The sequence below is a fragment of the Janthinobacterium kochi genome, assembly GCF_051380715.1.
Taxonomy (GTDB): domain Bacteria; phylum Pseudomonadota; class Gammaproteobacteria; order Burkholderiales; family Burkholderiaceae_D; genus Janthinobacterium.
Genome location: NZ_JBNYXO010000007.1, coordinates 55,225 through 80,986, shown reverse-complemented (window position 1 = coordinate 80,986; position 25,762 = coordinate 55,225). Strand labels below are relative to the sequence as shown.

General features: G+C 61.6%; 26 protein-coding genes and 1 other RNA gene. 18 read left to right on the top strand and 9 right to left on the bottom strand.

Annotated features, from left to right (window positions below; all coding sequences use genetic code 11):
* Positions 1-31: 31 nt before the first annotated feature.
* Entirely contained in the window at positions 32-886 is an 855-nt protein-coding gene (locus ACQ4WL_RS16760) for a DUF3667 domain-containing protein (protein WP_436510913.1), read from the bottom strand.
* A 138-nt stretch (positions 887-1,024) separates the two neighbouring features.
* Positions 1,025-1,720 carry an ArsR/SmtB family transcription factor gene (locus ACQ4WL_RS16755; RefSeq protein ID WP_436510758.1) on the bottom strand — a complete coding sequence of 232 codons (696 nt, stop codon included), beginning with the start codon at positions 1,718-1,720 and terminating at the stop codon, positions 1,025-1,027.
* A gap of 76 nt (positions 1,721-1,796) precedes the next feature.
* Between ACQ4WL_RS16755 and ACQ4WL_RS16750 the strand changes: the two genes are divergently transcribed.
* A complete protein-coding gene (locus ACQ4WL_RS16750) occupies positions 1,797-2,912 on the top strand; it encodes a cytochrome P450 family protein (protein WP_436510757.1) in 1,116 nt (371 codons plus the stop codon).
* Entirely contained in the window at positions 2,909-3,277 is a 369-nt protein-coding gene (locus ACQ4WL_RS16745; RefSeq protein ID WP_436510756.1) for an antibiotic biosynthesis monooxygenase family protein, read from the top strand. Before ACQ4WL_RS16750 ends, ACQ4WL_RS16745 begins: the two co-directional genes overlap by 4 nt.
* Here the strand turns inward: ACQ4WL_RS16745 and ACQ4WL_RS16740 are convergent.
* Positions 3,252-3,704, bottom strand: a complete 453-nt coding sequence (locus ACQ4WL_RS16740; protein ID WP_436510755.1) for a hypothetical protein — start codon at positions 3,702-3,704, stop codon at positions 3,252-3,254. The genes ACQ4WL_RS16745 and ACQ4WL_RS16740 overlap by 26 nt on opposite strands.
* 178 nt (positions 3,705-3,882) lie before the next feature.
* Between ACQ4WL_RS16740 and ACQ4WL_RS16735 the strand changes: the two genes are divergently transcribed.
* The gene (locus tag ACQ4WL_RS16735; RefSeq protein ID WP_071079406.1) at positions 3,883-4,149 is read left to right on the top strand and encodes a hypothetical protein; all 267 of its coding nucleotides are present in this window, start codon (positions 3,883-3,885) and stop codon (positions 4,147-4,149) included.
* Positions 4,150-4,239: 90 nt separating this feature from the next.
* Here the strand turns inward: ACQ4WL_RS16735 and rpoH are convergent, their stop codons facing one another.
* The 5 genes from rpoH to ACQ4WL_RS16710 form a co-directional block, all read right to left on the bottom strand.
* A complete protein-coding gene (gene rpoH, locus ACQ4WL_RS16730) occupies positions 4,240-5,133 on the bottom strand; it encodes an RNA polymerase sigma factor RpoH (protein ID WP_436510912.1) in 894 nt (297 codons plus the stop codon).
* Between the two features lie 422 nt (positions 5,134-5,555).
* Positions 5,556-6,476: a permease-like cell division protein FtsX gene (gene ftsX, locus ACQ4WL_RS16725; RefSeq protein WP_436510754.1), complete on the bottom strand. Its 921-nt coding sequence runs from the start codon at positions 6,474-6,476 to the stop codon at positions 5,556-5,558.
* Positions 6,473-7,216 (bottom strand): cell division ATP-binding protein FtsE, encoded by a 744-nt coding sequence (locus ACQ4WL_RS16720; RefSeq protein ID WP_426074516.1) that lies wholly within the window; start codon positions 7,214-7,216, stop codon positions 6,473-6,475. The genes ftsX and ACQ4WL_RS16720 overlap by 4 nt, the downstream gene beginning before the upstream one ends.
* Positions 7,217-7,224: 8 nt before the next feature.
* Entirely contained in the window at positions 7,225-8,283 is a 1,059-nt protein-coding gene (ftsY, locus tag ACQ4WL_RS16715; RefSeq protein ID WP_436510753.1) for a signal recognition particle-docking protein FtsY, read from the bottom strand.
* A 164-nt stretch (positions 8,284-8,447) separates the two neighbouring features.
* Positions 8,448-9,398: a MerR family transcriptional regulator gene (locus tag ACQ4WL_RS16710; protein ID WP_436510752.1), complete on the bottom strand. Its 951-nt coding sequence runs from the start codon at positions 9,396-9,398 to the stop codon at positions 8,448-8,450.
* 202 nt (positions 9,399-9,600) lie between these two features.
* Between ACQ4WL_RS16710 and ACQ4WL_RS16705 the strand changes: the two genes are divergently transcribed.
* From ACQ4WL_RS16705 to ACQ4WL_RS16660, 10 genes are all read left to right on the top strand, one after another.
* Entirely contained in the window at positions 9,601-10,914 is a 1,314-nt protein-coding gene (locus ACQ4WL_RS16705; protein WP_436510751.1) for an NAD(P)/FAD-dependent oxidoreductase, read from the top strand.
* Positions 10,904-11,701: a DUF1365 domain-containing protein gene (locus ACQ4WL_RS16700; protein WP_436510750.1), complete on the top strand. Its 798-nt coding sequence runs from the start codon at positions 10,904-10,906 to the stop codon at positions 11,699-11,701. The genes ACQ4WL_RS16705 and ACQ4WL_RS16700 overlap by 11 nt, the downstream gene beginning before the upstream one ends.
* 68 nt (positions 11,702-11,769) lie before the next feature.
* The gene (locus ACQ4WL_RS16695) at positions 11,770-12,939 is read left to right on the top strand and encodes a class I SAM-dependent methyltransferase (RefSeq protein WP_436510911.1); all 1,170 of its coding nucleotides are present in this window, start codon (positions 11,770-11,772) and stop codon (positions 12,937-12,939) included.
* 2 nt (positions 12,940-12,941) lie between these two features.
* Positions 12,942-13,490, top strand: coding sequence for a chalcone isomerase family protein (locus ACQ4WL_RS16690; RefSeq protein ID WP_436510749.1), 549 nt, complete (start codon positions 12,942-12,944; stop codon positions 13,488-13,490).
* The gene (locus ACQ4WL_RS16685; RefSeq protein WP_436510748.1) at positions 13,487-14,767 is read left to right on the top strand and encodes an MFS transporter; all 1,281 of its coding nucleotides are present in this window, start codon (positions 13,487-13,489) and stop codon (positions 14,765-14,767) included. The genes ACQ4WL_RS16690 and ACQ4WL_RS16685 overlap by 4 nt, the downstream gene beginning before the upstream one ends.
* On the top strand, positions 14,755-15,315 hold the full coding sequence (locus ACQ4WL_RS16680; protein WP_436510747.1) for a DUF3833 domain-containing protein: 561 nt from the start codon (positions 14,755-14,757) through the stop codon (positions 15,313-15,315). Before ACQ4WL_RS16685 ends, ACQ4WL_RS16680 begins: the two co-directional genes overlap by 13 nt.
* Complete coding sequence (locus tag ACQ4WL_RS16675; RefSeq protein ID WP_436510746.1) at positions 15,312-16,079, top strand: SDR family NAD(P)-dependent oxidoreductase; 768 nt, start codon at positions 15,312-15,314, stop codon at positions 16,077-16,079. Before ACQ4WL_RS16680 ends, ACQ4WL_RS16675 begins: the two co-directional genes overlap by 4 nt.
* Positions 16,076-16,531 (top strand): nuclear transport factor 2 family protein, encoded by a 456-nt coding sequence (locus ACQ4WL_RS16670; protein ID WP_436510745.1) that lies wholly within the window; start codon positions 16,076-16,078, stop codon positions 16,529-16,531. Before ACQ4WL_RS16675 ends, ACQ4WL_RS16670 begins: the two co-directional genes overlap by 4 nt.
* 974 nt (positions 16,532-17,505) lie before the next feature.
* Positions 17,506-18,591 (top strand): porin, encoded by a 1,086-nt coding sequence (locus ACQ4WL_RS16665; protein ID WP_436510744.1) that lies wholly within the window; start codon positions 17,506-17,508, stop codon positions 18,589-18,591.
* Positions 18,592-18,739: 148 nt separating this feature from the next.
* Positions 18,740-19,282: a hypothetical protein gene (locus tag ACQ4WL_RS16660; protein ID WP_436510743.1), complete on the top strand. Its 543-nt coding sequence runs from the start codon at positions 18,740-18,742 to the stop codon at positions 19,280-19,282.
* Between the two features lie 73 nt (positions 19,283-19,355).
* On the opposite strand, the gene ACQ4WL_RS16655 is transcribed toward ACQ4WL_RS16660, so the two are convergent.
* Entirely contained in the window at positions 19,356-21,059 is a 1,704-nt protein-coding gene (locus ACQ4WL_RS16655) for a thiamine pyrophosphate-binding protein (RefSeq protein ID WP_436510742.1), read from the bottom strand.
* Positions 21,060-21,280: 221 nt separating this feature from the next.
* Here ACQ4WL_RS16655 and rnpB point away from each other — a divergent pair.
* The 5 genes from rnpB (at position 21,281) to ACQ4WL_RS16630 (ending at position 25,757) form a co-directional block, all read left to right on the top strand.
* Positions 21,281-21,635, top strand: an RNA gene (gene rnpB, locus ACQ4WL_RS16650) — RNase P RNA component class A.
* 662 nt (positions 21,636-22,297) lie between these two features.
* Positions 22,298-22,726, top strand: a complete 429-nt coding sequence (gene mraZ / locus ACQ4WL_RS16645) for a division/cell wall cluster transcriptional repressor MraZ (RefSeq protein WP_436510741.1) — start codon at positions 22,298-22,300, stop codon at positions 22,724-22,726.
* A 9-nt stretch (positions 22,727-22,735) separates the two neighbouring features.
* A complete protein-coding gene (gene rsmH, locus ACQ4WL_RS16640; protein WP_436510740.1) occupies positions 22,736-23,713 on the top strand; it encodes a 16S rRNA (cytosine(1402)-N(4))-methyltransferase RsmH in 978 nt (325 codons plus the stop codon).
* Positions 23,710-23,979, top strand: coding sequence for a cell division protein FtsL (ftsL, locus tag ACQ4WL_RS16635; RefSeq protein ID WP_034748894.1), 270 nt, complete (start codon positions 23,710-23,712; stop codon positions 23,977-23,979). The genes rsmH and ftsL overlap by 4 nt, the downstream gene beginning before the upstream one ends.
* Complete coding sequence (locus tag ACQ4WL_RS16630) at positions 23,979-25,757, top strand: peptidoglycan D,D-transpeptidase FtsI family protein (protein ID WP_436506255.1); 1,779 nt, start codon at positions 23,979-23,981, stop codon at positions 25,755-25,757. The genes ftsL and ACQ4WL_RS16630 overlap by 1 nt, the downstream gene beginning before the upstream one ends.
* Positions 25,758-25,762: the final 5 nt, after the last annotated feature.

Genomic DNA, 25,762 nt, shown 5'->3' with positions numbered 1-25,762 from the left:
ATAGCCCGATACGGCGCCGCCAGAGCGCTCCTTAATGTCGCAACATCACGCCCATGGCGATGCAGGCCACGATCGCCAGGCTCATGGCGAGGCCGTAGGCTGTCATCAATAACAGCCAGCGGCAGACGGTAGCAAGTTTGCCGCTTGGATACACGCGCCACATGGCCCAGGGCAGATAGGCGAGCAGCCAGGCGCCGAGCACGAGGCGGACAAGGTCGATGGGGATCAAGCTCATCAGCGCCATCGTGATGAAGGCGAAGGCATTCGTATGCAGGGCGAACAGGAAATGCTCGCCATAGCGTCGTCCGCTGTCCAGGTAGAGGATTTTCAGGAACAGGGCGAACAGCGGCATCAGGCAAAACAAGGCGTATGGCGCGTAATGGAAAAAGCTGTCCACCACGAGTTTTTGTTTCTCGGTCGTGGGCAGTTGCTCAAAGTCTTGCCATTGGCGCGGCAGCGTGGGTGTCTGGCCCAAAATGCTGATGTGCATAGTCGATGGCTTGTTTTCCGCAATTTGACCGGGGCCATGGGCGCTCACCTGGGCTTGCTGGCTGTGGACGGTGAGGAATACGTCGGGGCTGCTGAACTTGAGGATGGCAAAGAACAGGATGCTGAAGGTCAGGTAGACGCGCAGCGGCTCGACATAACGCACGCGGCGTCCCGAGAGGTATTCATTGCTCAGTGCGCCCGGACGAAACAGCAGCAAGGCCAGGGTACGCCAGAGCTTGCCTTCGAGCGCCACATAATGGGCGACAAATTCATGCAGGAATTCGCGCGCGCTGGGCACGTGCAGGGTGGTTGCCTGGCCACAGGCGCTGCAGAAGTTGCCTGGCGCGTGGGTGTCGCAGTTATGGCAGGTGCTGGCGGGATGCTCACTGGATGGCACTGTTTTCAAGATGGACTCTTTCCATAGCCGAAAGGTAAAGTGATCGCTCAAGGGCGCAGCATATGATGAAGGAAAACAATAGTAGAAGGGCATTTTTCTGTCGGGAGTTGCTTCTGCGATACAAAATGCGGGCACTGTTTAGTCAGCGCAGGCGGCCAGCAGGCGCCGCTCGCCAGCGGGCGTGAGGCGCAGGGCGCGGCTGTCGAGTTCGCGCTCGGCCCAGCGCTGGCGCAGGGCTAGCTGCAGGATGGCGGCCCCCAGCGCGCCGCCCAGGTGGGCGCGACGTTCGCTCCAGTCCAGGCAGGCACAGGCGAAGCGGCGGCGCTGCTTGTGCAATTGCGGCACGTCAATGCCCAGGGCCGCCATGCCGGCCGCACCCGCTTCCGACAGGCGATATTCTCCGCCATCGTCCAGCAGCCAGCCTTGCGCGTGCAACTGGTCGTGCAGGGTGACGGCGACGGTGCCGGCCATGTGGTCGTAGCAGGTACGCGCATGGCGCAAGCGGTCCGGCGTGGTGGGCGTAAAGGGCGTTGCCGGCACGCCCGCCACCACCAGCAGCGCTTCCAGCGCCCGTGCCACTTCGGCATTGGCCAGGCGGTAATAGCGGTGCTTGCCCTGCGCCACCATCGACAGCAGGCCATCCACGCGCAGGCGCGCCAGATGGGCGCTGGCAGTCGAAGCGCCTGCCTCGGCCAGCGTCGCCAATTCCGTGGCCGTGCGCGCATGGCCATCGAGCAGGCTGCACAGCATGCGCGCGCGCGCCGGTTCGGCGATGGCACCGGCCAGCTGCGCCAGGCGTACATCGGCCGTGTGGGGAAGGGGGCTGTCATCCATGATTCGTTCGTGGGCGAAGTGTTGTAGTGGAAGGGGCAGCATACTCGTGTCCCCACTTCACTGCAATGGAATGCGCATGCCGCTCGATTATCCCACCGACCCTTTTTCTGCCGTCACCCACGCGGCGCCATATGACTACTATCGCCGCCTGGCGGATGGCCCGCCGCTGCGTTTCGATGCGTCACTCGATTGCTGGCTGGCGACGGGCGCAGCCGGCGTGCATGCTGTGCTGGCGCATCCCGCTTGCCATGTGCGCCCATTGGGACTGGCCGTGCCGCACAATCTGGCGGGCACGCCGTGCGGCGCGATCTTTGCGGAACTGGTGCGCATGAATGAGGGCGAGCGGCATGCCGTGCCAAAACAGGTGTTGGCGCACGCGCTGGGCCAGGTGGATCTGGCGCGCCTGCATGCGCGCACCCTGCATCTGGCGCAAGAGCCGCTGCCCGGCAGCGCTGCCGGGCTGAATGATGCGCTGTTCGAACTGCCCCTGTTCGCCATGGCAGACTTGCTGGGTTTTGCGCCAGCGCAATGGCCGGCGCTGGCCGCCTGGACGCGCGATTTCGTCGCCTGCCTGTCGCCGCTGAGCAATGGCGCGCAGCTGGCCGGCGCTCAGGCGGCAACCGAGGCGCTGTTGCAGCGCTTCACGGTGTTATTGCAGGACGAGGAGGCGCTGCCCGGCAGTCTGTTGCACGACGTCGTGGCCGGGGCACGGCAGGCAGGCTGGCATGCATCGGGTGGCGTGCTGGCCAATCTGGTGGGTTTGCTGTCGCAGACGTGCGACGCGACGGCCGGCTTGCTGGGCAATGCTGTCGTGGCCTTGCGCGTGCAGCCGGAGTTGTCCACGCAACTGAGTGCCGCGCCTGAGCTGTGGCCGGCCATGCTGCGCGAGGTCGGCCGGCATGATCCCTCCATCCACAACACGCGCCGCTACACGGCGCAAGACGTGGAGTTCAATGGCGTGCTCGTGCCACAGGGACAGATGATCGTGGTGGTGCTGGCCAGCGCCGTCCATGCGGAGTTAGGCTTTGGCCATGGCCGCCACGTCTGTCCGGGCCAGTCCATCGCGCACGCCATCGCCACGGCTTGCCTGCAGGCGTGGGCAGGTGCATTGGAACGCTTGCCGCTGGCGTGGACTTACCTGCCATCGCTGAACGCCCGCATCCCTGTCTTTAGCCCAGGAGAAATGAAATGATCGCCGTGATCTTTGAAGTCTGGCCCAGCGCCGAAGGGCGCCAGCAGTACCTGGACCTGGCGGCGGCGCTGCGGCCTTTGCTCGATGATATCGATGGTTTCATTTCCATCGAACGCTTCAGCAGCCTGAGCGAGCCGGGTAAATTGCTGTCGCTCTCGTTTTTTCGCGACGAGGCGGCGCTGGCACAGTGGCGGCAGCTGGAAGCGCACCGCGCGGCGCAATCGGCCGGTCGGCACGGCGTGTTTGACGATTACCGGCTGCGTATCGCCGGCGTGGTGCGCGATTACGGCATGCTGGACCGGCAACAGGTGCCGGCCGACAGCCGCCAACGTCACGCAGTTAGCGGGACAGTGCGCCCTGCGTGATTTTCACCTTGACCCGATACGCGGGCGCGGCCGCGTTGAGGGCGGGCGGCGTGGCCGGGTCGACGTCGAGCAGGGTGAACGTCAGGTGGTTGACGGTGACGGAACTGGCGGCACCGGGCATGGAATCGGACAAGACGATGTCGGTGGCGCCCGCGCTGTTGAGCAAACTGAAACTGTAGCTGACATAGCCTTTCCACACGCACACGGCGCCCTGGCGGCAGCGGCTGTCGTTGACACGCTCCAGTTTCAGGGTATCGGTGGCCGTGATGGCGACCTGTTCGCCCGGCGAGAGCACGTGGGTGACGCTGCGCGGCGTGTTTTCCGCGTCGCCGGCGCTGCCGGCCGCGCCGCAGCCAGCCAGCACGGCCAGGCAGGCGATGAGCAGGGGCAGCAGCAAGGTACGATAAGAGCGGTTCAGAGTAGACATGTTTTTCCTTTCAGGTAGAACGTCCCGGGCATGCTTGCTTACACGTGGGATAAAATGATGGTAACAAAATGATATTTTTTCGGCGCACTATTGGCGCGCTGCCGATGAATTGATGCGCCGGCCACGCGGCGCGCCGATTACTGCGTAAAATGACTGCTTTGAAAATCAGGAAACAACCATGAAAAAAACTGCCCTGGCGAAAAGCGATGCCAAGAAACTGATGGGAAAGATGAATGTTCCCGGCGCCGGCGCATTCGGTAAGGAAGCGGTGGTCGTCGACCGCCGCGAGCAGCGCAAGCGCGATCAGGCCCTGGGCCTGGTGCCCTTCGCCGTCAAGCTGAACAGCGATCTGGTCTTGCAATTACAGACCCTGGCCAAGGAGCGCGACGCGGATCTGAATGAATTGGTCGCCGAGCTGATCACCAAGGGCTTGGCTGCAGCGTAAGGGCTGACAATGTTTATCTGTTGATAAACATCAAACGGTAAAACGAAAAGGCGCCTTGCGGCGCCTTTTGCATTGCGGCCTTGCTTGTGCTTACACCCAGGCGGCCAGTGCGCCCTTCATTTTTTTCAGCGCCGCCACTTCGATCTGGCGGATGCGTTCGGCCGATACGCCGAACTCTTCTGCCAGCGCGTGCAGGGTGGCGCCGGAACCGTCATCGTTGGCCAGCCAGCGCGCTTCGATGATGCGGCGCGAACGGGCGTCGAGCTTGCCCAGGGCCGTTTCCAGGCCTTCCGATTGCAGACGCGTGACCTGTTCCGCTTCCAGCACCTTGGTCGGCTCGCTTTGCTCCGACGACAGGTAGGCGATCGGCGAAAACTTGTCGTCTTCATCGTCGGTCGGCGATTCCAGGGCGATGTCGCGGCCGCTCAAGCGCGTTTCCATCTCGATCACTTCTTCGCGTTTCACGTCGAGCAGCTTGGCCAGCGCATCGATCTGCTTGGGCGTCATCGCATCCAGGCCCGTCTTGTGGCTGCGCAGGTTGAAGAACAGCTTGCGCTGTGCCTTCGTCGTTGCGACCTTGACCAGGCGCCAGTTTTTCAGGATGTACTCATGCATCTCGGCTTTCACCCAGTGCATGGCGTACGACACCAGGCGCACGCCCTGGTCCGGATCGAAACGTTTCACGGCTTTCATCAAGCCGATATTGCCTTCCTGAATCAGGTCGGCATGCGGCAGGCCATAGCCCAGGTAGCCGCGGGCAATCGAGACCACCAGGCGCAGGTGAGACAGCACCAGTTCTTGCGCGGCGGCCAGGTCATTTTTTTCACGCAGGCGTGTCGCCAGCGAAATTTCTTCGTCGTGGGTCAACATGGGCAGGCGGTTCACGGCCGAGATATAGGCGTCGATATTGCCCAGATTGCCAGTGAACCCGAGGCCCAGCGCATTATTTTTGGTCGGAACCAATGCGGACGTTGCGGACATCATAGTCATGTTTTCTCCCTCGTAGTCTTGCTTTGTTCCAGTGGGCCATGTCACGCGACGTGGCCCGATTGTCTGTTCGGCTTTGCGTATTCGGTCTTGCACTTGCAGATCGCGTCGCCATCTATATCTGGCGCTCATGGCGGTTCTGCTGTTGGTATGTCCCTATATTAGCACTCTCTGCCCGAGAGTGCCAATCAGCACATTTAATCGTCCTGATAGCCTAAATACTATGGCGATTTAATGCTTGATAAATGTGTATGAGCGGCGATCTGAACAGCGCTACAGGCCGCTTCACGACAACATGGCTAGTCTACGGCCTCTGGCTGAAGCGAGCCTTAAGAATACTTGTTTAATATCAAGATAACAGCAGTAAAAGGATGACGCGGCGCATGGCGACGCCAGGAGCGCCGCCATGGAAAGGATGGTCAGTTCAGGCGCGCCAGGTGGCGCTGTACGCAGAGGAAGGCGCCGATCAGGCCCAGGCCGGCGCTGAGAGCCAGCAAACCGGCCATCGGCAGCGGTGCCAGCGGTACCAGCTGGAATTCGGACGCATACAGGCGGGCAAACTCGGCAATCGCTGTATTAAGTGGCTGCAAGGCCAGCGCCACGGCGCCCAGCGCCAGGGCCCCCGCGCACAGGCCCAGCAGGGCGCCCGTGTAATAGAAGGGGCGGTGGATGAAGGTGTCGGTGGCGCCGATCAGTTTAGAGATGCTGATTTCATCGCGCTGCTGCATCACTTGCAGGCGGATGGTATTGAAGACCACGGCGATGACGGCCACGCCCAGGGTAATGGCCAGCAGCAACAGTACCAGGCGCAGCACGCCCAGCAGGGCCGCCAGGCGCTTGACCCAGGCCGAATCGACTTGCGCCGATTCCACCCCTGGCAGGTGGCGCAACTGTTCCGCCACCGCATCGACATCCTGCGCTTCGCTGGCGCTGCTGAACGCATCGAGTTTCAGCACATAGCTGTCGGGCAGGGGATTGTCGCCCAGTGTGCTGAGCACGTCGGCCAGGCCGTTCTTGTTTTTCAGGGTGTCGAGCGCCTGTTCGCGCGGGATGAAGACGATCTTCGCCTTTTGCGCGCCCACGATCTTGCGCATGGCGCCCGCCAGGGCCACGGCTTGTTCGCGCGGCGTGTCGATCGTCAGGAAAACGCTGATTTCCGGGTCGACCGACATCTGTTCCGACATGGGGCGCACATTGTCGAGCATGGTCAAGCCGGCGAACGGCAGCGACAGGGCGATGGCGACGACGAGCACGTTCAATAAAAAGCCGCCCGGCGACTTGCGTAAATGAATCAGCGCCGAGCCCAGCGCGAAGCGGTGTTGACGGAACCAGCCTCTCATGCCTGTTCTCCTTGCGCATCGTCCGGGTCGGGGGAGGGCGCAAAATCTGGATCGGGCGGCGCGAAGACGGGCGCCTGCGTGGCCTTGTCGATGGCCACCAGCTGGCCGTTTTTCAGGTGGATCACGCGGGCGGCGGCGTCGAGCATCTGTTCGTCATGGCTGGAAATGAGGCAGGTCACGCCCACCGAATGAAACGCTTTCAGGGCGTCGAGCACCTTGTTGGCGCTGGCGCGGTCCAGGTTGGCCGTCGGTTCATCGGCCAGGATGATCTGCGGCCGGTTGACGATGGCGCGCGCGATCGACACGCGCTGCTGTTCCCCACCCGACAGCGACAGGGGACGCGCCATGGCGCGGTCCAGCAGCCCCACCTTGTCGAGGGCGGCGCGCGCGCGCTGTTCGGCGGCCGCTTTGTGGGCGCCGACGACGAGCAGCGGCAGCATGACGTTGGCCAGGATGGAGCGGTCGTTCAATAATTTTTGCTGCTGGAAGATCAGGCCCATGTTGCGGCGTAAAAAAGGCACGCCGGCCGGCTTGATCTTCGCCATGTCCTGGCCATTGACGATCAGCTTGCCTGAACTGGGGCGTTCCATGGCGGCGATCATTTTCAGCAGCGTGGATTTGCCGGCGCCGGACGGGCCGGCCAGAAACACCAGCTCGCCTTTGGCAATGCTCAGCGAAATGTCGCTGAGGGCCACGGCGTCGGCGGAGTATTGCTTGGAGACGTGCTGAAATTCAATCATGTATAGGCTTATCCGAGCAGCGCTTCGACAAATTCGGCAGCCACGAAAGGCTGCAAGTCTTCAATTTTCTCACCGATGCCGATGAAATACACGGGCACGGGGCGCACGCGGGCAATTGCCGCCAGCACGCCGCCCTTGGCGGTACCGTCCAACTTGGTGATCACCAGGCCGCTCAATTGCAGGGCATCGTCGAAGGCTTTCACTTGCGTCAAGGCATTCTGGCCCGTGTTGCCGTCGATGACGAGCAGGGTTTCATGCGGCGCGCCCTCCATGCCCTTGCCGATCACGCGTTTGATTTTCTTCAATTCTTCCATCAGGTGCAACTGTGTCGGCAAGCGTCCCGCCGTGTCGACCATGACCACGTCGATGCCGCGCGCTTTCGCCGATTGCACCGAGTCATAGGCCACGGCGGCCGGGTCGCCCGATTCCTGCGAAATCACGGTGACGTTGTTGCGCTCGCCCCACACCATCAACTGCTCGCGCGCGGCGGCGCGGAAGGTGTCGCCCGCGGCCAGCAGCACGGATTGATTGTTCGACTGCATGTGCTTGGCCAGCTTGCCGATGGTGGTGGTCTTGCCGGCGCCATTCACGCCCGAAATCATCATCACCAGCGGCTTGTGGCGGCCCAGCTCGAAGCGCTTTTCCAGCGGCGAGAGCAGGTCGATCAGCAGCACTTTCAGTGCGGCCTTGACGGCGGCGGCGTCGAGCAGCTTGTCTTCCTTGACCTTTTTCTTCAATTCCGTGAGCAAAAATTCGGTGGCGTCGATGCCCGCATCGGACATCAGCAGGGCCGCCTCCAGCTCTTCGTACAGGGCCTCGTCGATCTTTGCGCCGACGAACAACACGGACAAGGTATTCGAGGTTTTCGACAGGCCGGCCTTCAGGCGCGTCATCCACGATTTTTTCTCGGGTTCGGCGGCCACGATGACGGGCACGAGCTCGGCTGGCGCGCCGCTCAGGGGCGTGGCGGCAGGCTGCGGTGCAGGCGACGTGGCGGCGGGAAGGACGAGGGGCTCGGCTGGCGCAGCCTCGGGAGCGGTGGGTTTTTTCTTGAAGAAACTAAACATGGATGTGTGGTGGCGGGTGCTGACCTAAGGCCCGGCGGCGCCGGACACTGTGTTACGGGCTATTCTACCAGAGCGCGCCCGGCCCTTCATGCTTTACTGTTCGATTGGCAACATTGCACGGCTATCCACGGAGATCGCCGCAGTTGCCGCGCTTTCCAGCCGGTTCAGTGGGTTTGCAGGGCCAGCGCCTGATGGCGGCGACGCCAGTCGGCGATGCTTTCCTCGACTTGCCGCAAGTCCAGCACATGCAGGAACGCCGGCGGCTGCTTGGTCAGCACGGGGCTGCGTCCGCCAGCCCACAATTCCATGCTCGGAGGCAAGCTCGCATGCAGCTGCTGCAGGCTGTCGCGTGTCTGCCGTTGCTTGCTGGCGCTGGAAAACGACAGCGCCACGATGTCGGCCCGCTGCACGCGGGCGGCCGCGACGATGTCGGTCAGCGGCGTTTCCACCCCCAGCGACATGCAATGGGCGCCGGCCGCCGCGCACAGCGCTTCGGCCATCAGCAGGCCCAGACCATGACGCTCCTGCGGCAAGGTGCTGAGGACGATGCGCGGCGTGCGCGTGGACGGGCTGCTGGCTTGTGGCAGGGAAAAAATGGCATGGCGCATCACCGTTTGCAAGGTTTCGCTATACAGATGCTCTTCATACACAGCCAGTTCACCGCAAGCCCACGCTTCGCCCACCATGCCCGTCAGGGGAGCGATGACGTCGATGGTGAACGCTTTCAGTCCCAGCACGGCCAGCGCCTGGCGCAGGGCGTCGCCCAGTTCCGCCATCTGGTGGCCACGGCACAGGGTCAGGTAGTGCGCCAGTTGCGGTTGCGGCGCAGGTGGCGCCGTGCTGCCGGCGTTGGCCAGCTGCTGCAATTGCACGGTGCTGTGTTGCATGATTTTGCCCGGACGAAATCCGAGGTCCAGCAGGCGCTTGACCATGCGCAACTTCTGCACTTGCTCGGCCGGGTAGCTGCGCTCGCCAAAGGCATCGCGCTGGGGCTGGGGAAAGGCGTAGCGGCGTTCCCAGACACGCAAGGTTTCCTTGGCCAGCCCGGTATCGCGTTCGACATCGCTGATGCTGAAGGCGGAAGGGGATTGCAGCGCTTGCAAATCAGTATCCATACAGGGGGCTTGCTCGCATGCCAAAAGAACGTGGGATGCATTTTACGCCTTCCGCCGCCCCGGACCAAATAGCTGAATCCGATTGAAACTTGCCTGCGTATAAGTTTGTGAGCGGCTCGTGCCCTCATTGACATAGATCAATATTTGACTGACTATGCAGAAAGCTTATTTTGTCCAGGACAAACATGAAACGGGTACAGCCATGAAGATCGCCGTCGTCGGAGCAGGAATTGCCGGTTTGTCGTGTGCCTATCGGCTGGCGCAGGCGGGCCAGGACGTCACCTTGTATGAGGCGGGGGACTATTTTGGCGGTCACAGCCATACGGTGGATGTCACGCTCGACGGCGTCACGCATGGCGTCGACACGGGGTTTCTCGTATTTAACCACGCCACCTATCCGCACCTGGTGCAGCTGTTTGACGAACTCGGTGTCGAGGCGGCCGACAGCGACATGTCGTTTTCCGTGAAAATGCCCTTGGGCACCACGCCAGATGCCCGCGTGCTGGAATGGGCGGGTGCCAATTTCGATACCGTGTTTACCCAGCGCAGCAATCTGCTGCGCCCCGCCTTCTTGCGCATGCTGCGCGACATCCTGCGCTTCAACCGCCAGGCCAGCGCCCTGGCCAAGGCCAGCTTGCCGGCGCCGGCCATGTCGCTGGGCGAGTTTCTCGACCTGCACGGCTATGGCGATGAATTCCGCCACTGGTATTTGCTGCCGATGGCCGCCTGCATCTGGTCGTGCCCGGCGCGCCAGATGCTGGCCTTTCCGCTGGCCACCTTTATCCGCTTTTGCCACAACCATGGCTTGCTGCAAGTCAGTGACCGCCCGCAATGGCGCACGGTGCGCGGTGGTTCGCGCGTGTACGTGGAAAAACTGCTGGCGGGCATTGCGCAGCAGCGCCTGGCGTGCCCCGTGCTGGCCGTGCGCCGCCAGGCTCATGGTGGCGCGCGCATGGTCGAGCTGCACACGGCCGCCGGCGTCGAGCATGTCGATCATGTGGTGCTCGCTTGCCACAGTGACCAGTCGCTGGCCCTGCTGGGAGATATCCGCGACGATGAGCGCTCCGTGCTCGAAGCCGTGCGCTACCAGCCGAACCGGGCCGTGTTGCATACGGACGCGTCTTGCCTGCCGCAGCGCCGCCGTGCCTGGTCGGCCTGGAATTACCAGGGCCGGCCGGCGCAAGGAGACGGCGAGGCGCCGCAGGTATGCGTGCATTATTTGCTGAACCAGTTGCAGCCGCTGCCATTCACCACGCCCGTCATCGTCTCGCTCAATCCCCTCGACGAGCCCGATCCGGCCAAGGTCATCGACGCATTTTCGTATGCCCATCCCGTGTTCGATGGCGCGGCCATTGCCGCCCAGGCGCGCCTGGCGGGCTTCCAGGGCGCGCAGAACACGTGGTTTGCAGGTGCCTGGACGGGCTATGGCTTTCATGAAGACGGCTTGAAGTCGGGCCTGGCCGTGGCAGAAGCGTTGAACGGCATGGCGTCGGCGGAGCTCGGTCATGCCGCGTGATCGCTCGCCGCCCGTGCCGCCGCAGCCCCAGCTGTGCCTGGGACGGGTGCGCCATGCGCGGCTGCGCCCGCGGCCGCATGCTTTCAGTTATGGCATGTTTTATCTGCGCTTGCCCTTGCGCAGCCTGGGCGTGCAGGATTTCCCCGCCCGTTTGATCTCGCGCAACCGGGCCAATGTGCTGGCCTTCCGCGACAGCGACCATGGCGATGGCACGACACCGCTGCTGGAGTGGATCGATGGCTTGCTGCGCCAGCAAGGCGTGCTGGACGCGGGTGGCGAAATCTGGCTGCAAGCCATGCCGCGCATGTTTGGCTATGTCTTCAATCCCGTCAGTTTCTGGTTTTGCCACCGCCCGGATGGCGCGCTGCGCGCCGTGCTGTGCGATGTACGCAATACCTTCGGCGAGCGTCATCTGTACTTGCTCGAGCAGGGCGGCGCCATCGCGTATGGCAGCGAACTGGTCGCCAAGAAAATTTTCCACGTGTCGCCGTTTTGCAAGGTGGAGGGCCAGTACCGCTTCCGTTTCCTGCGCAACAGCGAACAAGACGGTGAGCGCCACCTGGCTCGGGTCGATTACGACGACCTCGACGGTCCGCTGCTGCAAACGAGCTTGTCCGGCACGGCGCAGCCGCTGCGCGATGGCGCCATCGCCTGGGCCTTGCTGCGCTACCCCCTGATGACGTTTGGCGTGATGGCGCGCATCCATTGGCAAGCCCTGCGCCTGTGGCTGCGCCGCGTGCCGTTTTTCAGCAAACCCATTCCTCCACAAGAAAAGGTGTCCCGATGAGCTCCGACTCCCTGCCGACCGGCCTGCATGCGCGCAGCAGTGTATGCCTCGACCACACGCACCTGGACATGCCCGCTACCGCGCGCATGATTGTGCGCCTGCTGCAAAAATTGCAGCATGGCGCTTTGCGCCTGCGTACGCCTGACGGCAGCGTCCTGCTGTACGGCGACGGCAGCACGCCCGTTACGCTGGACTTGCATAACTGGCGTTTGTGTTCGGCCGTCCTGCGCTCGGGTGACATCGGCTTTGCCGAAACGTTTATCGCGGGCGATTGGCGCACGGACAATTTGCCGGGCCTGATCGAATTGATGATACGCAACCGCGCGCAGATCGAATCGCTGATCTACGGTAACTGGTGGGGCAACCTGGTCTACCAGGTCAGGCATTTGCTGAACCGCAATTCGCGCGAAGGCAGCAAGAAAAATATCCACGCCCATTACGACATCGGCAACGCCTTTTATCAGTTGTGGCTGGATCCGTCGATGACATATTCGAGCGCCCTGTTTACTGAAGGCGCCAGCCTGGAACAGGCGCAGGGCGCGAAATACGCGCGCATCGCCAGCCAGCTGCAACTGCAACCGCTGCTGGGCCAGCGCGTGCTGGAAATCGGCTGCGGCTGGGGCGGCTTTGCGGAAACGGCGGCGCGTGACTATGGCGCCCACGTGACGGGCCTGACCTTGTCGACCGAGCAGCTGGCCTATGCGCGCCAGCGCCTGCAGGACGCGGGACTCGCAGGGCAGGCCGACCTGCAATTGTGCGACTACCGCGACAGCCACGGCCAGTACGACGCCATCGCCTCGATCGAGATGTTCGAAGCCGTGGGGCAAAGCTACTGGCCCGGTTATTTCGCCTGCGTGGCGCGCAACCTGAAGCCGGGCGGACGGGCCTGCATTCAGACCATTGTCATCGCCGACGAACTGTTCGAGCGCTACAGCAAGAGCACGGATTTTATTCAACAGTACATTTTCCCGGGCGGCATGCTGCCATCGCCGGCCGAGTTTCGCCGCGCCGCCGAGGCGCAGGGCTTGCGCGTGGCGGACGCCTTCAGCTTTGGCCTCGATTATGCGGAAACCCTGCGCCTGTGGCGCGCCAGCTTCCTGACCCAGCGCACGGCGCTGGAAAAACAGGGTTTCGACGGCCGTTTCCTGCTGACCTGGGAGTTTTATCTGGCGTATTGCGAGGCCGCCTTCCAGGCGCACAACACGGATGTGATGCAATTTACCCTGATCAAGGAGTGACCATGCGCCGTTTGCTTGCCGCTGTCGTGCTGTCGTTGAGCATGTTCGGTGCCGTGGCCGCGCCGCCTGCCTTTATCGCTGTCGACGTGCCCGAGGCCCGGCTGGCGGGGGAGGGCGAATACACCTGGTTCGGCATGCGTATTTATCGGGCGCAACTTTGGGTGGGCGCGAACGGTTACCAGGGCGCGGCGTCGGCAACGGCGCCGTTCGTGCTTGAATTGCGCTACGCGCGTGCGCTTGACGGCAAGAAGATCGCCGAAGCCAGCCATGAGCAGATGCAAAAGCTGGGCGTCGGCACGCAAGCGCAGCGCCTGGCGTGGCTGGCCACCATGCAGCGAATCTTTCCTGACGTCAAGGAAGACCAGCGCATCGCGGGCGCCTACCGGGCCGGCATCGCGCCCGGCGTGCGCTTTTATCTCGATGGCAAGGTGCTGGCCGACGTGAGCGATGGCGATTTCGCGCGCGCCTTCTTCGCCATCTGGTTGTCGCCCGATTCGACGGCGCCGAAGCTGCGCGGCGCGCTGTTGCAGCATGCGGCGCCGCTGCCATGACTGCCGGGGCCAGCGCTTTGACCTTGCCGGCCTTGTTCTACTATGGCCTGTTTGGCTTGCCGCTGGCCATGCTGGCGCTACCCATCTATATATATGTGGCGCCGTTTTATGCGCAGCGCAGCAGTCTTGATCTGGCGCAGATCGGCGCCGTGCTGCTGGCGGCCCGTATTGCCGCCGCCTTCATTGACCCGGCCCTGGGGGCCTGGATGGCGCGCGGCGGGCGCAGCTATGCCGTATATATCGGCGCCGCGCTACCGCTGCTGCTGTTGGGTTTTGGCGCCCTGTTTCATCCGCCATCCCTGTCGCATGGGGCTGTCCTGGCCTGGTTCCTGGCTGCCTTGCTGCTCGTCTACACGGCCTATGGCCTGGCCGGTATCGCGCACCAGAGCTGGGGCGCGGCGCTGAGCCAGGCGCCCACGCAGCGGGCGCGGGTGGCGGCCGTGCGCGAAGGCTGCGGTTTGCTCGGCGTGATCCTGGCGGCGGCCCTGACCTCCGTGCTGGGCTATGACGGCTTGTCGCTGGCCTTTGCCGTTTGCCTGCTGGCGACGGGTGCGCTGCTGCTGGCGCGCGCGCCGCGTCCGGCCTTGCGCAGTGCCGGGGACGTGGTCGCCGGCAGTGGCTGGAAAGTCCCTTTGCGCCAGCGCGCGTTTCGCTGGCTGTTCGCCGTCTTGCTCGTCAATGGGGTGGCCGCCGCCATTCCCGCCACCCTGTTCCTGTTCTTTGCCGGCGATTATCTGCGCCTGGGGCATTACGCCGGCCCGTTCCTGATTGTGTATTTTTGCGCGGCCGCCGCTTCGATGCCGCTGTGGGTGGCCGTGGCGCGCCGCTTTGGTGAAGCGCGCGCCTGGGGTGGCGCCATGCTGCTGGCCGCCAGTGTGTTTGTCTGGGCATATGGCCTCGACGCAGGCGCCGCCTGGGGCTTTGCCGCGATCTGCCTGCTGTCAGGCCTGGCGCTGGGCGCCGACCTGGTCTTGCCGCCGGCTCTGCTGGCAGGGTTGATCGGCGCGGCCGGCCATGCCGGGCGGCACGAGGCAGCATATTTCGGCTGGTGGAACTGGGGCGTGCAAATGAGCCTGGCACTGGCGGCCGGCATCGCCTTGCCCCTGCTGGCCTGGCTTGGTTATGTGCCGGGTAGCAGCAAAGGCTTGCCGGCCCTGTCGGCGGCCTACGCCTTGCTGCCCTGCGCCCTGAAACTGCTGGCGGCGGCGCTGCTGTGGCGCGCGCCCTTGCAACATATATATAGTGAACATCGGGAGAACCACGCATGCGCCTCATGATATTTTATAAACGTGGCGTGACGGCGGCGGCCTTGCTGCTGGCGCTGGCCGCCTGCTCCACGCCGCCCACGCCGGCCACGTACGCGCAGGAACTGCCCGTGCTGGACCTGCAACAGTACTTCAACGGCACGCTCGATGCCTACGGCATCTTCCAGGATCGCTCGGGCAAGGTGGTCAAGCGCTTCACGGTGGTGATGCGGGCCAGCTGGGTGGGCGAGACGGGCACCCTGGACGAGGATTTCACATACGCCGATGGCAGCCGCCAACGGCGCGTATGGACCTTGCGCAAGACGGCGCCCGGGCGCTTCATCGGCACGGCGCCCGATGTGATAGGCGAAGCCATCGGCGAAGTGGCGGGCAATGCGCTGCGCTGGAAATACGTGCTGGCGCTGCCCGTCGATGGCACGGTCTACCACGTCGACTTCGAGGACTGGATGTTCCTGATGGATGACAAGGTCATGCTCAACCGCGCCGCCATGAGCAAATTCGGCTTCAGCCTGGGCGCCGTCACTTTATCGTTCAGCAAGCGTCCACAGGCGGCTCCATGAATCGCAAGATCACCAATTGGGCCGGCAAGCGCGTGTGGATAATCGGCGCTTCCAGCGGCATCGGCGCCGCGTGCGCCACCTTGCTGCTGGAGCAGGGCGCGTGCGTGGCCTTGTCTGCCCGCCATCGCGCCAGCCTGGAACTGCTGTGCCAGGGGCAGCCGCTGGCGCAGGCATTGCCGCTCGATATCACACAGCCCGCGCAGTTGCGGGCCGTCTGCGCGGACTTGCAGCAGCAGTGGCCGCATATCGACCTGATACTGGTCGTCGCTGGCGGCTATCAGGCCATGCGCGCCGATAGTTTCGACCTGGACGCGGCGCAGGGCTTGCTGGCCCTGAATGTGGGCGGCGTCTTCAATTGCCTGGAGCAGGCCTTGCCGTGGCTGTTGCGCCAGGGCAGCGGCGGCATCGGCATCGTCGCCTCGGTGGCCGGCTATGGCGGCTTGCCCAAGGCGCTCGCGTATGGCGCCAGCAAGGCTGCGCTGATCAACCTGACAGAGTCGCTGTACCTGGATTTGCATGGGCGCGGGATTGATGTGTATCAAATTAATCCCGGTTTTGTCGCCACGCCCCTGACGGCGGACAATGATTTCAAGATGCCTGCCCTGATGACGGCGCACGACGCGGCGGCCGCCATGCTCGACGGCATCGAGCGGGGCCGGTTTCACATCCACTTCCCCAAACGCTTCACGAATACCCTGCGCCTGGCGCGGCTGTTGCCGTACCGAGCCTATTTTTGGCTGATCCGCAAGGTGACGGGCCTATGAGCGCAAGCACGCAGGATACGGGGCAGATGGAAGGCGCACTGGCGCGCCTGGTGGCGTTTTACGAGCACCTGAGCATCGAAAGCCTGGCCCAGCTGGGTGCCGTGTACGCGCCGGACGCCCGTTTCAAGGACCCGTTCAACGAGGTGGTGGGGCATGCCGCCATCCTTGCCATCTTCGAGCACATGTTCGTGCAGGTCGACGCGCCGAGGTTTGTCGTGCTGGAAAGCCTGGGGCAGGGGGCACAAGCCTTCCTGACGTGGGAGTTTCGTTTCCGCATGAAACGCCTGGTATCTGGCGAACAATGTATTCGTGGCGCCACACATGTGCGCTTCGATACGCAGGGGCGGGTGGTCTTGCACCGCGACTATTGGGATGCCGCCGAAGAATTGTATGAAAAACTGCCTCTGCTGGGCGGTTTCATGCGCGTGCTCCGGCGCGCAAGCCAGCGCTAAGCGTGTTTCTTGATGCTTTTCAGAAAAAAATCAAAAAAAGAAAAAGTAAATTGCGTGAAATTGAGCAGTGAAAAACTTGACTTCGATCAAAATGTCGTTTTTTTGACACATATTTGTCAAAATATTGAGAAGGCAACATTGTAAGAAATTGTTTCAACTGATGCGCAATTTGCAAGCAAGAGTCGTCCTCATCCGTTGCTATCGGGTCGCTGGCGCATGCATGGCAAAACATGGAAAACATTTATATGTGAGCAATTTAAATTACCGCAAAGTCAGTAATTGTATTGATACTCTGCCTAGTTTTTCGACGCGTGCGACGACGTCGGAAATCGCTCCTACGCCCCTGAATAATGCGGCAACGCACCAAAATAGGGCGCATTATTTCCCGTTTTTGGGCATCCGGCAGCAAACATTGGCGATGCCGTGTATGCTTCGTCCCGTTTATCCATTATCACCTGACAAATTGCGCGCTTTGTCGCGTAAGTCTTGGAGGGAAAATGAGGGGTAAAGCATGTTGACGTTTTAATCACTCGCCGGATACTGTTGCACTTATACAACGGGTGCCAGCAAGCCATGCGTTATGATGGAATGGTCAATCAGGCCAATGCATTGGTTGGCAAGGGGCACTGGCTCTGTCGCGTAGTACGGTTGGCGATGGCCGGGATGCCTGAAAAAGCACCTGGCCTGGTACCGGAAGTAACATGTTGGAACTTGATGGAATGTGAAACGGTCGTTATAGTGCCGACTCCGGTGCCTTTTGAGCACCGAACCGGCGCACGAATGACGGTCGTTATGCAGCCTTCAAGCTTATTGGTGCAATAGCGTGCCGATACCGATATGAATGTTCCCCTGACCGGAACAGCAATGTGGCAGGTGGAGACCTTGCCCTCACTCATAAAAAGCGCTCTGCTAGAGCGCAGCTCGAGATGCATAGGCTGTATTACTTTTTGCTTCAAAAATTAAAGGAAATCGCAATGAAAAAAACTCTGATCACCCTGGCAGTCCTGGCAGCAGCCACTGGCGTAGCCCAAGCTCAATCGAGCGTCGTTATCTACGGTACCGTTGACGCTGGTTTCGTCAGCGAGCGCGGCGGCGTTAACGGCAACGTTAACAAACTGGACAGCGGTGTTGGTTCGGCTTCCCGTCTGGGCTTCAAAGGCACCGAAGATCTGGGCAGCGGCCTGTCGGCACTGTTCGTTCTGGAATCGGGTTTCAACGTTGACAGCGGTACGCAAGACAAAACCGGTTCGATCTTCAACCGTCAAGCCTACGTTGGCCTGAGCAGCAAAACGACCGGTACCCTGACCCTGGGTCAACAATACACGCCTTGGTACAACACCCTGTCGAAAGTTGCTGATCCATTCGCAGCTGGCTACGCTGGTACCGCTAAAAACTTGTTCCCAGCGAACACCCGCACCAGCAACACCGTGCTGTACACCTCGCCAAGCATCAACGGTTTTGACGGCGATGTTGCTTACTCGTTCGGCGAAGCTAAGGAATCGAACAAAATCGGTCGCAAAATCGGCGCGTCGGTTGGTTACAGCAACGGTCCTCTGAACGCACGTCTGGCTTACAACAACACCAGCAACGAGAACGTGGTCGCAGCCCAGTCGACTGGTAGCGGCCGTAACTGGTTGGCTGCAGCTAACTACGACTTCGCAGTTGCTAAAGCTTACGTCGCATACGGCGCAAACAAAGGCCTGAACAGCGCCAAGCTGAATAACAATGGCGTTGATGCTGACGGTAACAACTACTACAGCTACGATCCAGCTGCAGCTAGCACCGACAGCAACAACATCCTGGTTGGCGCAACCGTACCTGTTGGCCCAGCTGGCACCGTGATGGCTTCGTTCATCCGCACGAACGACAAAACCGCTGCTAACGCTGATGCTGATCAATGGGCAGTGGGCTACTCGTACGCTCTGTCGAAGCGCACCAGCACCTACGCTTCGTACGCTAAAATCAAGAACAAAAACGGCGCTACCTACACCGTTGGCAACAACAGCAACTTTGGTTCGGGCGACAAAGCCTTCAACGTTGGCGTTCGTCACTCGTTCTAATATTCGCGCAAGCGAAGCTTAGTACCGCTAAGGCATTCCTTCGGGGATGCTGCAGGCAAAAAACGCGTCTCCAGGCTAGTCCTGGCGGCGCGTTTTTGCGTGGGCGGCACCAGTTATAATGGCGTCGTTACTCAAGTAAAGGAATGCCATGTCTTCATACACCTCGCCACGCCTGGCTGCCATGTTGGCCGCGCTGCTGCTTGCTGGCGCCACGGGGGCCGCTGTCGCTGCCGTCAAGGGCAAGAAGCCGGCCGGACTGGAGCGCTACGGTGTGGCCGTCTACTCGGACCTGTGCCTGCAAAAAGATAGCGGTGAAATCGGTGGCCAGCGCGTGACCCTGCACCGCTTTGCCGAGGCCGATTCCGTCATCTACGAATTCACGGCTGGCGCCCTGAGCTGGCCTATCGTCGCCAACGACGTCAACCTGGACGCTGCCACGGGCGCCTTCGACTTCACCATCGCCGGTGCCGACAGCGAAGAACGCACTATCGTCGGCAAGTTTTCCAAAGATGGAGAGATCTTGACGCTGGAAGGCGATTACTGCGGCGGCAACGTGCGCATGCCCATGAAACTGAGCCGCGTGCGCGATTTCGGCCGTCCCCTGAAGCATTGCACGCCATGCCCGCCGATGCCGGAGGCGCCCGCCGAGGCAGTGCCTGCCGAGGAAAGCGCGCCAGTGCCTGCTGTCTGAGCGATTGCCGCTGTCAAAAAGAAAAAGGCCCGGTATCGACCGGGCCTTTGTTGTTTGTCGCGCTGAAACGGGCCTATTTGGCTGCCTGCGCCTTTTCCGCCGTGGCGCGGATGGTGGCGAGTGTCGCGTTCGGCGTGATCAGGTTGCCGTCGTAGCGCAGCTCGATCAGGGCCGGCAAGTTGTGTGCCTTGGCGTGCGCCAGGGCCCGCTGCAGCGCAGGGGCGAACTCTTCTGTCGTATTCACCACTTCGCCATGCGCGCCATACGCTTGCGCCAGTGCCGCAAAATCCGGGTTGTGCAGGGTCGTGCCCGAGACGCGGCCTGGGTAATCGCGTTCCTGGTGCATGCGGATGGTGCCAAACATCTGGTTATTGAAGACGATAATGACCACGCCCGCCTGGTATTGCACGGCGGTGGCCAGTTCCTGGCCATTCATCATGTATTCGCCATCGCCGGCAAAGGTAATGACGGTGCGCTCCGGATGCACGATCTTCGCCGCCACGCCGGACGGCACGCCATAGCCCATGGCGCCGTTGGTTGGTGCCAGTTGCGTGCGCATGCCGCCGTAGCGATAAAAACGGTGCGCCCACGAGGCATAATTGCCGGCGCCGTTCGTCAGGATGGTGTCAGGGGGCACCTGTGCCATGATCTCCTGCGTCACTTGCCATAGGTCCAGCGGCGCCTGGCCATCCTGGAAGATGGGCGGCTGCTCTTGGTAGGCGGCCAGCTCGGCCTTCGCTTCGGACGGCGTATGTTTCCATGCGGAAGCGTCGACGGGTGTCATGGCGGCCAGCATGGTGCAGACTTGGGGCATGCCGCTGTTGATCATCAGCTCGGCCTGGTAAACGCTGCCCAGTTCCTCGGCATCCGTATGGATGTGCACCAGGCGCTGGCGCGGTACGGGCGAGTCGAACAGGGTATAGCCGCCCGTCGTCATTTCACCGAGGCGCGGGCCGATGGCGATGACCAGGTCGGCATTTTTCACACGCGCGGCCAGTTTCGGGTTGATGCCGATGCCGACGTCGCCGATGTAATTGGGGTGGGCATTGTCGAGCAAGTCCTGGAAGCGGAAGGCGCAGGCGACGGGCAAGTGGTTGCTTTCCGCGAACTGTTGCAGATCGGCGCACGCCTGCGGCGTCCAGGTGGTGCCGCCCAGCAATACCAGTGGCTGCTTCGCGGCGGCCAGCATGGCGCGCAGTTGCTGCAGCTGGGCGTCTGATGGCGCCGCCTGCACCGGCTGGTAAGCGCGCGTGTCGGCGACAGTCGCCATGGAAATGAGCATGTCTTCCGGCAGGGCCAGCACGACGGGGCCGGGGCGCCCGCTGGTGGCGACCTGGAAGGCGCGCGCCAGGTATTCGGGGATGCGCTCGGCGCGGTCGATCTGCGCCACCCATTTGGCCATCTGGCCGTACATGCGTCGGTAGTCGATTTCCTGGAACGCTTCGCGGTCGACGAAATCATTGCCCACCTGGCCGATGAACAGGATCATCGGGGTGGAATCCTGGTAGGCCGTGTGCACGCCGATCGAGGCATTGGTGGCGCCCGGTCCCCGCGTGACGAAGCAGATGCCCGGCTTGCCCGTCAGTTTGCCGTAGGCTTCGGCCATGAAGGCGGCGCCGCCTTCCTGGCGGTTGATGATGAAGCGGATGCCCGAATCGTGCAGGGCGTCGAGCACGTCGAGGTAGCTTTCGCCAGGCACGCCAAAAGCGGTGTCGACACCGTGGATCTGCAGGGCATCGACCAGGATCTGGCCGCCGGTACGGGATTGTTGCGTCATGTTCGGCTCTTTATATTCTAGTGGGGTGGCAAAGAAGTGGGGCAAGCGGTGCGCATGCGCTTGCATGCAAGCAGCTTGCCTCATTCTATGTGAGCCGATTTGGCCCGGCTTTTGAAATGGCGACACCGAATTACACAATCCCCCGGGCCGGGGGGGCGACGACGAGGGGCCTGCACAGGCCTTTTTGCAGAAACATGCTGCGGCGCGGTACAATGGGGGGTGAAGCAGGCCAGACAGTCGCTGGCCGGCGCAGCAATGCGCTGGCGGGAGGAAGGTCCGGACTCCATAGAGCGGGGTGACGGTTAACGGCCGTCCGCTGAAAGCCGCAAGCGCAGTTAGCCCATGGTATAAGGCGAGGAATAGGGCCACAGAGACGAGCGTATTAAGTTACGGTGAAACGCGGTAACCTCCACCTGGTGCAATTTCAAATAGGCACGCGATGATGCTGCTCGCGGAGCGTGCGGGTAGAAAGCTTGAGCGCCCGAGTAATCTGGCGCCTAGAGGAATGACTGTCATAGCGCCAACCTGCAAGGGAAGGCGCCGTAACAAAATCCGGCCTACCGGCCTGCTTCACTTGAATTCTTGCTCCCTGGCCTGCCGGGGAGTGTATCGGCCGCAGCGGTTTGCCTGCTACGCGCCGCCAAAAAAGCCCCCGCAACGGGGCTTTTTTTGTTTCTAAAAGTATAGCAGTTAAGATAAAGTTGTATATACAATTAAAAGTGAACAATTGGTTAAAGTTTCTTCATTCCAATTAATTGCTGCATTGCAAAAATAATTTGCCTGCGTCAGGCCAGCCCCTGAAAACAGGGGCGGTACGCGCCAAGGGCGAAATTTTTTTGCCTTGAACCAAGGCTTTTGCTGTGGCTGCTTGCCGTTGTGCCTGGATGGCGAAAGTATTGTCATGTGTCAACTAACTGTAAAAAATTCAATTTTTACATTTCGTCTTTTTCGATGTTTACGGTAGGAAAACACATGTGTGCAGATGAGGTAGCACATTCACTATCTTTCATAAGTATCTAATTTATCGATATATTTTTATTTGAGACTGCTTCAACGATATGCGCTAAGTCCTTAATTTCATTAATAAAATTCCTGTTTTGCCAATCGGAAACCGCTTGACCACTATCTTTGCTTACTCTAAAGTGGGCAACTGTGTGAAAAAGTGTGTTTTTGTGGGAAATTTCCCCTTTTCATCATGATGCGCAAGCGTCGCAACCCAAGCTCAAAAAAGGTCTTCCGTGTTTCAAGGCGCGTCCGCAATCAATCTCGATGCCAAAGGCAGGATGTCTATCCCTGCCAAGCACCGTGACGCGCTGGCGATTCAATGCGAAGGCCGTCTGACCCTGACCAAGCACCCCGACGGCTGCCTGCTGTTTTTCCCCCGTCCCGTGTGGGAAAGCCACCGCCAGCAAATCGCCGGCTGGCCCATGTCGGCGCGCGCCTGGCAGCGCATCTTCCTCGGCAACGCCGTCGACGTCGAACTGGACTCGGCCGGCCGCGTGCTGATCTCGCCCGAATTGCGCAACGCCGTGGGGCTGTCGCGCGAAGTCATGATGATCGGCATGGGCAGCCACTTTGAAATATGGGATGCCGCCAAGTTGGCCGACAAAGAACAGCAGGCGATTGATGCCGGCACCCCCGATGTACTTTCCAATTTTTCTTTCTAAGGCTCCGTAATGACACAACTCACGGTGCCGGAATTTCAGCATCGCACGGTGCTGCTCAATGAAGCGGTCGATGCGCTCGACCTGACGGGCGAGCGCGCGCATGGCATTTACGTCGATGGCACGTTTGGCCGCGGCGGCCATAGCCGATTGATCCTGTCGCGCCTGGCGCTTGACGCGCGCCTGATCGGCTTCGACAAGGATTTGCAAGCCATCGCCACGGCCGAACAGATCGGCGACCCCCGCTTTGAAATTGTCCATGACAGTTTTGCCACCATGACGGCCAGCCTGGCTGCACGCGGTGTGCAGCAGGTGGACGGCATCTTGCTCGACCTGGGCATCTCGTCGCCGCAGGTTGACGATGCGGCGCGCGGTTTCAGCTTCCGCAACGACGGACCGCTGGACATGCGCATGGATACCACGCGCGGCATCTCCGCAGCCGAATGGCTGGCGGTGGAAACCGAGCAGAATTTAGAGAAAGTGATACGCGATTATGGGGAAGAACGGTTTGCTTTTCAGATTGCAAAGGCGATTGTTGCTGGCCGGGCAATCCAGCCAATTTCAAGCACACGACAGCTTGCCAGCATCGTGGCAGGCGCCGTCAAGACCCGCGAGAAGGGTAAGGACCCCGCTACCCGCACCTTTCAGGCCATACGCATTTTCATTAACAAAGAGCTCGAGGATCTCGAGATCGGGCTGAACCAGGCGTATGCCTGCCTGGCGCCCGGCGCGCGCATGGCCGTGATCAGTTTTCATTCGCTGGAAGACCGCATGGTCAAGCGCTTCTTCGCCTCGAAGGCAAACGTGGAGCAGCCTGACCGTCGCCTGCCGATCCGTGCGGTCGACTTGCCGCAGCCGGAAATGAAGCTGATATTGAAGATGAAGCCGTCCGATGCCGAGATCGAGGGTAATCCCCGTTCGCGTTCGGCCGTGATGCGCGTGGCGCAGCGCCTGCCGCTGGTCGTCCCTGCCAATGGCGGCTCGCGATGACTGGCAAGCTGTGTGTCGTGCTGTCGGCCCTGCTGGTGTGCTGCGGCCTGTCGCTGGTGAACGCGCAGTATCAGTCGCGCCACCTGCTGATCGACCTGGAACGCGCACAAGCGTTGTCGCGCCAGCTCGACATCGACTGGGCGCAGCTGCAGCTGGACCAGTCGACCCTGGGCAAGCACGAACGCATCGAATCGATTGCACGGCGCGATCTGAGCATGACGCCGCTGACAGCGGCGCGTACGCAATACCTGACGGAGGGTGAATAATGAAGCTGGGCGGTAACAGCAACGGCCGGGTGGCGGCATCGAAAGGCGTGCCATTCTCGAAGAACCCCGTACTGGCAGTGCGTCTGCCCGTCTGGCGTTCGCGCGTCGTGCTGTTCCTGCTGTTCTTCGCTTTCGCCGGCCTGGGCGCGCGCGCCTTGTGGCTACAGGGCGTGTCGACGCAGTTTTTGCAAAAGCAGGGCAAGGCGCGCTATGAGCGCACGCTGGAGCTGCCGGCCACGCGCGGCAAGATCACTGACCGCAACGGCCAGGTGCTGGCGTCGTCCGTGCCCGTGAAAGCCATCTGGGCCATTCCCGACGACGTGCTGCAGGCGTCGCCCGAGAAAATCAATGCGCTGGCCGGCCTGCTGGAAATGAACGTCAACGAATTGCGCAAGAAGCTCGATTCGGACCGCAGCTTTGTTTACCTCAAGCGTCAGGTCGAGATGGACGTGGCCGACAAGATCTCCAAGCTGGGCATCGACGGCATCGACGAACGCAAGGAATACAAGCGCTTTTATCCACAGGGTGAAGTGATGACCCACGTGGTGGGTTTTACCAATGTGGAAGACGTGGGCCAGGAAAGCATGGAACTGGCGCAGCAGAAGACCCTCGTCGGCACCACCGGCAGCCGCCGCGTGATCAAGGACCGCCTGGGCCACATCGTCGAAGACATCGGCTTCATCCACGAACCGCATGATGGCAAGGACCTGACCCTGTCCGTCGACAGCAAGATCCAGTACATCGCCTTCACGCAATTGAAGGAGGCGGTGGAAAAATTCAACGCCAAGGCCGGCGGCGCCGTCGTGCTTGACGTGCACACGGGTGAAGTGCTGGCCCTGGCCAATTACCCCAGCTACGACCCGAACGACCGCCGCAAGCTCACGGGCCAGCAGCTGCGTAACCGCGTCATGACCGATACGTTTGAACCCGGTTCGACCCTGAAGCCAATCACGGTATCGCTGGCGCTCGACACGGGCCGCGTCAAGCCGACCACCCTGATCGACACGGGGCCAGGCCGCTACACCATCGCCGACCGCACGATTACCGATACCAAGCCGCACGGCGTGATCAATGTCTCCGAAATCATCGAGATGTCGTCGAACATCGGCACCTCGAAAATTGCACTGGGCATGCCGTCGCAGGAAATGTGGGAAATGTTTACCAAGGTGGGCTTCGGCCAGCAGCCGAAATGGGGCTTCCCCGGTGCCGTGGCTGGCCGCGTGCGGCCGTATAAATCGTGGCGCCCGGTGGAACAGGCCACCATGAGCTACGGTAACGGCATTTCCGTCTCGCTGATCCAGCTGGCGCGTTCTTACATGATGTTCGCGCGCGACGGCGACACGATTCCCCTGTCGTTCCAGAAGGTCAATGAACTGCCCGTGGGCCAGCAAGTGATCAAGCCGAAGACGGCCGCCGAAATGCGCGCCATGCTGGAACTGGTGGTCTCCGGCGCGCACGGCTCGGCCAAGCGCGCCCAAGTCGCCGGCTACCGAGTCGGTGGCAAGACGGGTACCGCCTACAAGGTGGAAAACGGCCGTTACGCGATGCCGCGCAAATACATCGGCTCTTTCGTGGGCATGGTGCCGATGTCGGCGCCGCGTTTCATTATCGCCGTGATGATCGATGAACCAACCGGTGCTGCCCACTATGGCGGTCAGGTTGCCGCTCCCGCCTTCGCGGCGATTGCGACCAACGCGCTGCGCGCGATGAACGTACCGCCCGATTCCTCCGTTACCGAAATCGTGGTCCCGGCCAATGCCGGCCCGGAGGCCATGTGAAGTCA

Bases quoted from the DNA above. Each gene is read 5' to 3' on its own strand.
- ACQ4WL_RS16755 (WP_436510758.1), bottom strand. From the start codon at position 1,720: ATGGATGACAGCCCCCTTCCCCACACGGCCGATGTACGCCTGGCGCAG.
- ACQ4WL_RS16750 (WP_436510757.1), top strand. From the start codon at position 1,797: ATGCCGCTCGATTATCCCACCGACCCTTTTTCTGCCGTCACCCACGCG.
- ACQ4WL_RS16745 (WP_436510756.1), top strand. From the start codon at position 2,909: ATGATCGCCGTGATCTTTGAAGTCTGGCCCAGCGCCGAAGGGCGCCAG.
- ACQ4WL_RS16740 (WP_436510755.1), bottom strand. From the start codon at position 3,704: ATGTCTACTCTGAACCGCTCTTATCGTACCTTGCTGCTGCCCCTGCTC.
- ACQ4WL_RS16735 (WP_071079406.1), top strand. From the start codon at position 3,883: ATGAAAAAAACTGCCCTGGCGAAAAGCGATGCCAAGAAACTGATGGGA.
- rpoH (WP_436510912.1), bottom strand. From the start codon at position 5,133: ATGATGTCCGCAACGTCCGCATTGGTTCCGACCAAAAATAATGCGCTG.
- ftsX (WP_436510754.1), bottom strand. From the start codon at position 6,476: ATGAGAGGCTGGTTCCGTCAACACCGCTTCGCGCTGGGCTCGGCGCTG.
- ACQ4WL_RS16720 (WP_426074516.1), bottom strand. From the start codon at position 7,216: ATGATTGAATTTCAGCACGTCTCCAAGCAATACTCCGCCGACGCCGTG.
- ftsY (WP_436510753.1), bottom strand. From the start codon at position 8,283: ATGTTTAGTTTCTTCAAGAAAAAACCCACCGCTCCCGAGGCTGCGCCA.
- ACQ4WL_RS16710 (WP_436510752.1), bottom strand. From the start codon at position 9,398: ATGGATACTGATTTGCAAGCGCTGCAATCCCCTTCCGCCTTCAGCATC.
- ACQ4WL_RS16705 (WP_436510751.1), top strand. From the start codon at position 9,601: ATGAAGATCGCCGTCGTCGGAGCAGGAATTGCCGGTTTGTCGTGTGCC.
- ACQ4WL_RS16700 (WP_436510750.1), top strand. From the start codon at position 10,904: ATGCCGCGTGATCGCTCGCCGCCCGTGCCGCCGCAGCCCCAGCTGTGC.
- ACQ4WL_RS16695 (WP_436510911.1), top strand. From the start codon at position 11,770: ATGCCCGCTACCGCGCGCATGATTGTGCGCCTGCTGCAAAAATTGCAG.
- ACQ4WL_RS16690 (WP_436510749.1), top strand. From the start codon at position 12,942: ATGCGCCGTTTGCTTGCCGCTGTCGTGCTGTCGTTGAGCATGTTCGGT.
- ACQ4WL_RS16685 (WP_436510748.1), top strand. From the start codon at position 13,487: ATGACTGCCGGGGCCAGCGCTTTGACCTTGCCGGCCTTGTTCTACTAT.
- ACQ4WL_RS16680 (WP_436510747.1), top strand. From the start codon at position 14,755: ATGCGCCTCATGATATTTTATAAACGTGGCGTGACGGCGGCGGCCTTG.
- ACQ4WL_RS16675 (WP_436510746.1), top strand. From the start codon at position 15,312: ATGAATCGCAAGATCACCAATTGGGCCGGCAAGCGCGTGTGGATAATC.
- ACQ4WL_RS16670 (WP_436510745.1), top strand. From the start codon at position 16,076: ATGAGCGCAAGCACGCAGGATACGGGGCAGATGGAAGGCGCACTGGCG.
- ACQ4WL_RS16665 (WP_436510744.1), top strand. From the start codon at position 17,506: ATGAAAAAAACTCTGATCACCCTGGCAGTCCTGGCAGCAGCCACTGGC.
- ACQ4WL_RS16660 (WP_436510743.1), top strand. From the start codon at position 18,740: ATGTCTTCATACACCTCGCCACGCCTGGCTGCCATGTTGGCCGCGCTG.
- ACQ4WL_RS16655 (WP_436510742.1), bottom strand. From the start codon at position 21,059: ATGACGCAACAATCCCGTACCGGCGGCCAGATCCTGGTCGATGCCCTG.
- rsmH (WP_436510740.1), top strand. From the start codon at position 22,736: ATGACACAACTCACGGTGCCGGAATTTCAGCATCGCACGGTGCTGCTC.
- ftsL (WP_034748894.1), top strand. From the start codon at position 23,710: ATGACTGGCAAGCTGTGTGTCGTGCTGTCGGCCCTGCTGGTGTGCTGC.
- ACQ4WL_RS16630 (WP_436506255.1), top strand. From the start codon at position 23,979: ATGAAGCTGGGCGGTAACAGCAACGGCCGGGTGGCGGCATCGAAAGGC.